Annotated in this window: 9 protein-coding genes; 5 read left to right on the top strand and 4 right to left on the bottom strand. The window is 46.2% G+C overall.

Features of this window, described 5'->3' with window-relative positions:
- Nucleotides 1-45 precede the first annotated feature (45 nt).
- On the bottom strand, nt 46-258 hold the full coding sequence (locus QUA04_RS28010; protein WP_333263584.1) for a hypothetical protein: 213 nt from the start codon (nt 256-258) through the stop codon (nt 46-48).
- Nucleotides 259-414: 156 nt separating this feature from the next.
- Nucleotides 415-1,347, bottom strand: a complete 933-nt coding sequence (locus QUA04_RS28005; protein ID WP_333263581.1) for a ribonuclease Z — start codon at nt 1,345-1,347, stop codon at nt 415-417.
- A 270-nt stretch (nt 1,348-1,617) separates the two neighbouring features.
- Between QUA04_RS28005 and QUA04_RS28000 the strand changes: the two genes are divergently transcribed.
- The gene (locus tag QUA04_RS28000; RefSeq protein ID WP_333263578.1) at nt 1,618-2,793 is read left to right on the top strand and encodes a SpoIID/LytB domain-containing protein; all 1,176 of its coding nucleotides are present in this window, start codon (nt 1,618-1,620) and stop codon (nt 2,791-2,793) included.
- 329 nt (nt 2,794-3,122) lie between these two features.
- Nucleotides 3,123-3,347, top strand: a complete 225-nt coding sequence (locus tag QUA04_RS27995; protein WP_015174403.1) for a hypothetical protein — start codon at nt 3,123-3,125, stop codon at nt 3,345-3,347.
- 196 nt (nt 3,348-3,543) lie between these two features.
- Here QUA04_RS27995 and QUA04_RS27990 read toward each other — a convergent pair whose 3' ends face one another.
- The gene (locus QUA04_RS27990) at nt 3,544-4,863 is read right to left on the bottom strand and encodes a hypothetical protein (RefSeq protein WP_333263574.1); all 1,320 of its coding nucleotides are present in this window, start codon (nt 4,861-4,863) and stop codon (nt 3,544-3,546) included.
- Nucleotides 4,864-5,497: 634 nt separating this feature from the next.
- Here QUA04_RS27990 and QUA04_RS27985 point away from each other — a divergent pair.
- The 3 genes from QUA04_RS27985 (at nt 5,498) to QUA04_RS27975 (ending at nt 7,370) form a co-directional block, all read left to right on the top strand.
- Nucleotides 5,498-6,019, top strand: coding sequence for a photosystem I assembly protein Ycf3 (locus QUA04_RS27985; RefSeq protein WP_333263571.1), 522 nt, complete (start codon nt 5,498-5,500; stop codon nt 6,017-6,019).
- Nucleotides 6,020-6,163: 144 nt separating this feature from the next.
- Nucleotides 6,164-6,445, top strand: a complete 282-nt coding sequence (gatC, locus tag QUA04_RS27980; RefSeq protein ID WP_190663714.1) for an Asp-tRNA(Asn)/Glu-tRNA(Gln) amidotransferase subunit GatC — start codon at nt 6,164-6,166, stop codon at nt 6,443-6,445.
- A 208-nt stretch (nt 6,446-6,653) separates the two neighbouring features.
- Nucleotides 6,654-7,370: a TrkA family potassium uptake protein gene (locus QUA04_RS27975; protein ID WP_333263568.1), complete on the top strand. Its 717-nt coding sequence runs from the start codon at nt 6,654-6,656 to the stop codon at nt 7,368-7,370.
- Here QUA04_RS27975 and QUA04_RS27970 read toward each other — a convergent pair.
- Entirely contained in the window at nt 7,327-7,935 is a 609-nt protein-coding gene (locus QUA04_RS27970) for a cation:proton antiporter domain-containing protein (RefSeq protein WP_333263565.1), read from the bottom strand. The genes QUA04_RS27975 and QUA04_RS27970 overlap by 44 nt on opposite strands.
- Nucleotides 7,936-8,014: the final 79 nt, after the last annotated feature.

Raw genomic sequence — 8,014 nt, 5'->3', positions numbered from 1 at the left:
AATCAGTGGTTTGACTCATTTCTATTGGTGGCCGGAAGCAAAAGTTTAATCATGGTTAATCGACCGGACATGATATACACCCTGTTCGCAAGCAGAGAATAATTCATGAGTTTTCTGGGCAGCTTCGATGCCACAAATACAAGCTTTTTCCAAATCGCTAGGATTAAATTTTTTCCTAGCTTCTTTGAATCCTATTTCTAAAAGTTTGGCGCCGATTCCTGGTGCTATTTTTAAGGCGAATGCTCCCCATTCAATCATCGTAATTTAAAATATTTGTGATTAATAGAGTTTACACTGGTATTATTATCAATTTTAGTGAGATTTAAAATTTTCTTGTGGGGTGGGCCCTCCTAGCCCGCCCCGATCGCCCTTATTGAAAATGCTGTCACATTTCAGGTCAGATAAACCCTAGTTTTAAACAGGGCGCGGCACTTCGTAAGTCAAAAAGTCATAGGCCATTTTCGTATTCGGAAAAATTGCCTGCGCTTCCTTGAGCAAATCATCCAGGACGATCGCATTTCCCGGAGCGTAACGCGGGCTAAAATGCGTCATAATTAACTGTTTCGCCCCAGCGATCGCAGCCACTTGAGCCGCCATAGTCGAAGTTGAATGGAGGCGATCGAAGGCCATTTGAGCATCTTGATGAGCAAAAGTAGCTTCATGCACTAACAAATCAGCATCCTTCGCTAATTCCACGGCCCCGTCACAAAAAACCGTGTCTGTACAATAAACAAACTTGCGCCCGATTTGATCCGGGCCACAAAAATCAGTACCTTTAAACTGTCGCCCGTCCTCTAACTTTACCGTCTTTCCTTGTTTTAATTGACCGTAAAGCGGCCCGGAAGGAATACCCACAGCCTTAGCTTTTTCTACATCAAAATGTCCCGCACGGTCTTTCTCAGTTACTCGATAACCAAAAGCAGTAACTCGGTGCTTCAAAGGGCCGCAACTAACAATATATTCGTCATCTTCATAGATGACTCCCTCGTGAATTTTGTGTACCTTAACCGGGTATGAAAAATGAGTTTGAGAATAACGAACGCCTGCTTGCAAATATTCTTCAAGTCCCGGAGGCCCGTAAAGATCGATGCGCTTGACATTCCCCGCCAAACCGCAGCTAGCCAGCAAACCCATTAAGCCGAAAATATGGTCGCCGTGCAGGTGAGTGATGAAAATGCGGCTTAGTTGGCTGACTTTGAGATCGCTGCGGAGAAACTGGTGCTGAGTTCCTTCGCCACAGTCAAACAGCCAGAGTTCCGCTCGCTGGGGCAACCGGAGGGCTATGCTGGAAACGTTGCGCGATCGCGTGGGGACACCGGAGCTAGTTCCGAGAAATGTAATCTGCAAGAGTCAAATCACCTCAATTAAGTCTTAAAAAATATGTTACATATATCCAGAGTGCAGCTAATCCGACATAAAGGAAATAGTCGCACCCAGGAACCGGGATAAATCGCTGTTCCTGCAAGGATCGAGTCGCTCAAATCATTTTTGACAAGCGCACAGAGTACCAAACCCAATTCTAACGTTTTCTTTCTTCCGTTCCTCTTCCTTTTCTCCGAACCGAAGCTTCCCCTTAAAACTTGTCGAACATATACAGCATAAAAGGAGAATTTTCAAATGCAGTCAGGAGTATTCTTTGTTTCCGTTCTTTCAACATTAAAAAAACGCTACTTTTGGATTTCGCTATTGTTTTGGCTGGTAATGGTAGCGCCAGCCCAGGCAGCGCTGATCTTGCGAGTAGCCGTACAAGACGGAGCAAGTCAGGTAAAAGTCGGCAGTTCTACTAAGGCTGCAATCCGCGATGGTAGCGGGCGCAATTTGGGCGAACTGTCGGCAAATAGTTCTCAGTCGGCTCAATTTCGATCGGGAACAGTGGCGATCGGTCGCTGGGCGGCAAACCAAGTTTGGATCGAGCCGACGGGGAACGGTTATGTCTGGATTGGCGATCGTTGGTATCGGGGACGCACGCTTCTAGTTCCCGAAAAAGGAGGCTTGACTGCCATCAACTACGTCGATATCGAACAATATCTATACAGCGTTCTAGGCGCCGAGATGAATGGCAATTGGCCTCAAGAGGCTTTGAAAGCCCAAGCAGTCGCCGCCCGTTCCTACGCTATCCACCAGCGCCTCAAAAGCGAAACCGACCTTTACGACGTGGACAGCACTCAGTCTTCGCAGGTTTACAAAGGACTGCAAACAGAATCTTCTGGCACTTATTCCGCAGTCGATGCAACCGCTGGTCAAGTTCTGGCCTACAACGGCCAAATTATTTTAGCGGCTTTCCACTCTGCGTCTGGGGGTCATACTGAAAATGTCGAGGATGTTTGGACGGAACCCTTGCCTTACCTGCGTGCTGTTCCTGACTTCGACCAAGGGGCGCCGGTTTACCAATGGAAAGAAAATTTTTCTCGAGCTCAAATCAGCAGTAAGATTTCTGGCGTGGGCAATGTGATCTCGATGAAGCCAGAACGCACTACCGCTTACGGCAGCGTTTTGAGGATGAAAGTAGTTGGAGATGGCGGTTCTAGGGTCATGACTGGCGCAGATTTACGCCGGGTTTTAAATTTGAGGAGTACGCGGTTTACCGTGATTCCTCAGTATGCCGCCGGTGGGAACCCAAGGAACATGGGCCAAGCTCCTATCGGTTTTCTAGTTGCTGGCAAAGGTTTCGGCCATGCTGTAGGAATGAGTCAGTGGGGTGCCTACAATTTGGCCAGACAGGGATACGGCTACCAGCAAATTTTGTTGCACTATTACCGGGGTACTACTTTGGCTAGAATTGCAGTCCAGTAACTGCTGGGAATGGGCAAGGAAGTTCGGCAACGGATTCTGTAACGGATGTAACGGATGTCAAGGGGAAGGAAGAAGGAAGAAGGAAGAAGGAACGAGAAAGAAGGAAGAAGGGAAAAACAGCTATTCCTGTATCCGTGGCTTCCGTGTCCTGAATACAGGGAATGGGGAATGGGGAACTTGTACTGCCCTTCGACTACGCTCAGGAACCGCGTAGTCGAATGCCAGGAACCGCGTAGCCGAAGTATTGGAAAGTAGGAATTGGGAATGACTAATGACTAATGACTAATGACTGATAACTAACTACATGACTAACTACATTAAGGATTGCTATGCAAAAGTGGGAGTATTTATTTGTGGATGCGAATATGTATCCTTTTGGAAACAAGCTGATTAGTTTATATGTAAACGGTGAAGAACAGCGAGATTGGAAACAAGGCTCGCTGCATCTATTTGTCAATCATTTGGGGGAGGAGGGATGGGAACTTGTGGCTCTGGATCACGACTCGAAGTATGACCAAAATTGTTTGATTTTTAAACGCCCTAAGCTTATTTAATAAAACTCGAAGTATAAAAACTTCTGACCTCAATAAAGATTGATATTTTCCACAATTATTAGCAATGAGCTAAAAGCCCGTTCCCCAACAAAGATATTTTATTATTGTGGAACAGGCATCCTGCCTATTCTTGAAAAGGGTGCAAGATTTGAGTGGAAACTAACTTAACAACAAACAACTCTTTTTTTCATTAGTATTACAAGTTGTCCGAGCGATCAATCCTGCGCTGCCATTCGGCATCTATTTTGGCTGACTGTTCTAGTTCTTGTTGGGTTAATTCGGTTTCTGTTGTATAAGCTAAGTCTTCTCCAGTCAGAACGTTTTCTGCTGCAAATTCCCGGGCGTAGGCCAGTTTTTTGAGCAAGTTGGCATCGGGTTGGTTTAATAACATTGCTCGCTGCTGACGCTCTTGATTGCGGGCTTCTATCCGGCTATTTTTCCACTGAATCCAGAAGTAGCGAATTAAAGGAATTGCGAGAAATCCGACGCCGTAAATCAGGATCATGGGATAAATAGCGCTGACGAAACCGATAAATCCACCGACGAGCAAATTATTAGTTAATAGATTCCCCAAAACTAACGCACCGACAAGATTGACGGCTCCTAACCCTGCTGCGAGCATGATTTGGCCGGAACTGGCGTTGCTGAAACGCCACAGCATTTCTCGCAAATAAGCTGCTACTGGTTCAGAATTTCTCTCGGTGGCTGTGGTTTGCAATTGCGGAAAATGGTAGACTATTTGCCCTTCGGGACTGACTTCGGGGCGGCCGTCAAAACGAGCGAGAGCCGGTAACATATATTCTTCGTATTCTCGGGCGTATCCTTGTCCGAGATTTTCGAGATAGGGGGCAATTTGTTCGGCGGCGACTGCGCCTCGGTTGTTGCGAATTGCAGTGGCAATATTGCTCCACTTGCGCTCTTCTAGATTGTTATTGGGATTACCGTCTCCAAATAGAAAGGAGAAAACGGCTTCCAGAAAACTCATCTGGGGTTTTTGGCCAGTTAAGCGCGATCGCTGCTGGTAGTAAGGTTGGTCATGGTTCCAGTAAAATATCCAGATTAAGTCGTTCCAGAAGTAGGGAAAAAACAAAAAGCCGCCGCCTCTGCCGCCCCCGCCACCACCGCCGCCGCCTCCTCCTCCCCCCCCGTTATTGCTGTCGCTACTGGAGAGTAAAATCGTGATAGCAACAAAAATTAAGAGGATAGAAGCTATTAGCACTATGCCAAAAGATATCCGAATCAGGTAAAATAGAATGCGCCAGATTTTTTGCCACCATTCCTGCAATTGCAAGCGCAAGAATTTGTTTCGCAAAATATCTCGAAAGTTCTTGGGGAATAGGTAGGCAATGTCGCCGGATTCTGCTACTTGCAGGTTGCCGCCTGCTTCGGAGGCGAGGGTTAACAGTTCTCGCTGGGCAAAATTGACATCTAATCCAGCTTTTGCCGCCACGTCTCCAACCGTAACGCGGTAGCCAAGTTGCTCGACGGCTTGCATAATGGTGGGATTCGGAGCCATAGGTTTCTCTCTGTGAAAATTACCCGGTTATTTTTATTATATATTGCGGGAATTCGAGCTGGTTTTGGCGATCGCGTTTCTGATTTTTTTTGAGGCTGCCCTTGACTTTGGGGCAAAATATTGCTAGTGTTTTGCCGGATAACTTTTAAGTATGGGCTGAACTCGGATAGCTTAATAAAACTTTGTGATTGAATTTCTCCTCGGCATTTGCTTTTGCTTGTTTGCCCTGAGGGTCAACGAGGGGGGATTATGGGTACAGTTAGTAGGGTACGGTGCGCGCTCATCGCCCATTGGCGTTAGCGAATCGATCTGAAGGCAAGCCATCGAAGAGCATCGCCCCTGCACCCTACTGCAAAAATTTTCCTTTCTGCGCGGGTTTTTGTACGTTTTGTGTAGAGTGCGAGAGAGAGGTTAAAGAAATCTGGTTTTTTTGCAAGTCTTGCAAGACTTATATAAAATAGATAGAACTTGCGCGGGTATTAAACCCAAGGGCGTGTTTTAAGGTTCGCACTTGCGATCGACTAAACTTTTTAGCGCCCTCAACACAACTGCCAACTAAAACAGTGGCGCAATTATTAATACGAAAACTTTACAGGCTAATTTTTCTGATTAGCCATTAACCAAAGAATCGCATATGCCCAGAAGTCAACGCAACGATAACTTTATTGACAAAAGTTTCACGGTAATGGCTGATATCATCCTAAAGGTTATGCCGGCCAAAAAGCAGGCGAAGGAAGCTTTTGCTTATTACCGGGATGGTATGTCAGCTCAAGCAGATGGCGAATATGCTGAAGCGCTAGAAAATTATCATGAAGCGCTGAAGCTGGAGGAAGATCCTTACGATCGCAGTTATGTCTTGTACAATATGGGGCTGATCCATACTAGCAACGGCGAACACGATAAAGGTTTGGAATATTACAGCCAAGCCTTGGATCTCAATCCGAGAATGCCACAAGCGCTGAATAATATTGCTGTGATTTATCACTATAAAGGGGAAAAAGAAAAGGAAGCTGGCAATCTTGAAGCGGCGGAAGGGCTGTTTGATAAAGCTGCCGATTATTGGAAGGAGGCTATTCGCTTGGCCCCGAACAATTACATTGAGGTGCAAAATTGGCTGAAGACGACGGGTCGATCGCAGATTGATGTGTATTTTTAACCTCAGTTGTTAGCTATAACAAGCCTGATTAGGTAAACAGAAAGTTGTGGTTTTAAGTGGTGAGTAGTAAATTGAAAACTCTTTCACTTAAAACTCACACATCACAACTAAACACTAATCACCAATTCCCAATTACAGATTTTTATGATTGACAGAGAAGAAGTTCGGAAAGTAGCGAATTTAGCTAGATTGGAATTAACGCCTGAAGAAGAAGAGCAGTTTACTGGTCAACTTAACGGTATTTTGGATTATTTCGAGCAGTTGAGTGAACTAGATACGAGTAAGGTGCAGCCGACAACGCGGGCGATCGATGTTAGTAATGTAATGCGATCGGACGATTTGCAACCTTTTCCTAAACGCGAAAGTATTTTGGAGGGAGCTCCCGATCGCGATGGGGAGTTTTTTAAAGTGCCTAAGATTATGTAGGGTTCCCGCTGCGTACCTAACTGAGGAAAATCACTTGAGGGGCTGGCTCCCATGCCAAGCCCACAAGCAGATTAAACTAAGTGTGGAACAAGTAATAAGTAAGCCCAGTAAAAGCCACCCCACAAGCAGATTAAACTGATAGAAACCCAAAACAACCTCACTCATAGGGATAAATCTGTAACGTTCATTCTTGGGGTGACAAATAGTCATGTACGTATTAATTGGTGGAGCAGGAATGATGGGGCTGGGTTTAGCCCAGCAGTTATTAAAACTCGGTCATACGGTGGCAATCATCGATGCCGACCCGCTTGCTTGTCGCTTTGCTCGTGAAAAAATCGGAGTAATGGCATTTGAAGGCAGTGCGGTGAGTACAACGGTTCTTCTGGAAGCAGGAATTAAACAAGCAAACGCCGTCGTTGCTGCACTCAGGGACGATGCACTGAATTTAGCGCTGATCACCCTATCCAGAAGCTATGGGATTTCCCATATTGTGGTGCGAATGGGCGATCGCGAATTCATGGAAGCCTATCGACTTGCCGGAGCCAGTCACATCATCAGCACGATTGATTTGGCAGTCGCAACAATGGCAAATGCGATTGAATACCCTCAAATCGAATCGATGATGCACTTTGAACAAGGACAAGTTGAGGTGCTAAAGCTGCCAGTTCCAGGCGATTGCAAGGTGGCAGGCCGCAGCGTTGCTCAAATTGCTCAAGATCCTCGTTTTCCAAAAGGTTCGCTGATTATTGGTTATCAATGCCATGCCTGTGCCAATCTGGAGATTCCGAACGGCAATACTGTTCTAGAAGCAGGTTCTACGATCTTGGTCGTCACCCGTCCAGAGCTAGTTCACCAGATGATTGATTACCTCGGCATTCGCGCTAGTCATCTGCCAACGTTAGAAGTTTCTCATCCAAATCTTTGATGTAAGGCTCAACCAGATCCTCTGGAACAATTCGCTTGCGGAGGGCATCGCTAACTGCTCCTTTTTCTGCTAGGAGCAATCGCCGTCGAATCGTATCTAGCCCGCTGCGATCGCCCTGTACTTGCCCTGCGCGATGTTTATTGTAGAGATCGCGCAGCACTCGCTCAGACTGTGCTACTCGTGCTTGATATGATGCCCATAACTCCTCGTAAACTGCCTTCGGCAACACGCCTGCTTTCAGCAAACTATCTAACTCATCTTGAGTCGCTTTGGAAGCAATTAACTGAATCTGTAACTGCCCAGCTTCCTGCATTACATCAGAAACACGGCTGATTTGTAACCGTTTTACCAGCCAGGGTAAACTTAATCCCTGTCCTACCAGGGAGAATAAAACTGCACCGAAAACCAGCGCAATGATGTTATCTCGTCCTGTCAATCCCAGAGGAATACTAAGCGCCAGTGCCATCGAGAGTGAGCCTTTGATATTTCCCAGAAACAAAACGTGCTGCCAGCGCAGGGGAATCGGACGATCGAACCACCGCAGCCCCGCTAACAATAGATACACCGCATTGGTGACAAGTTAAGGCTCAAAGCCAGTTGTCAAGGGGATTTTCGGCAGTGGCTCAAAGAAAAATGGTTCTCCA

This window comes from Microcoleus sp. S13_C5, assembly GCF_036700845.1.
Classification (GTDB): domain Bacteria; phylum Cyanobacteriota; class Cyanobacteriia; order Cyanobacteriales; family Microcoleaceae; genus Microcoleus.
The sequence above is the reverse complement of the archived record's forward strand: the minus strand, read 5'-3'. Positions and strand labels throughout refer to the sequence as shown.

Excerpts from the sequence above, each read along its gene's own strand:
- QUA04_RS28010 (WP_333263584.1), bottom strand. The coding sequence starts at position 258 with ATGATTGAATGGGGAGCATTCGCCTTAAAAATAGCACCAGGAATCGGC.
- QUA04_RS28000 (WP_333263578.1), top strand. The coding sequence starts at position 1,618 with ATGCAGTCAGGAGTATTCTTTGTTTCCGTTCTTTCAACATTAAAAAAA.
- QUA04_RS27995 (WP_015174403.1), top strand. The coding sequence starts at position 3,123 with ATGCAAAAGTGGGAGTATTTATTTGTGGATGCGAATATGTATCCTTTT.
- QUA04_RS27990 (WP_333263574.1), bottom strand. The coding sequence starts at position 4,863 with ATGGCTCCGAATCCCACCATTATGCAAGCCGTCGAGCAACTTGGCTAC.
- QUA04_RS27985 (WP_333263571.1), top strand. The coding sequence starts at position 5,498 with ATGCCCAGAAGTCAACGCAACGATAACTTTATTGACAAAAGTTTCACG.
- gatC (WP_190663714.1), top strand. The coding sequence starts at position 6,164 with ATGATTGACAGAGAAGAAGTTCGGAAAGTAGCGAATTTAGCTAGATTG.
- QUA04_RS27975 (WP_333263568.1), top strand. The coding sequence starts at position 6,654 with ATGTACGTATTAATTGGTGGAGCAGGAATGATGGGGCTGGGTTTAGCC.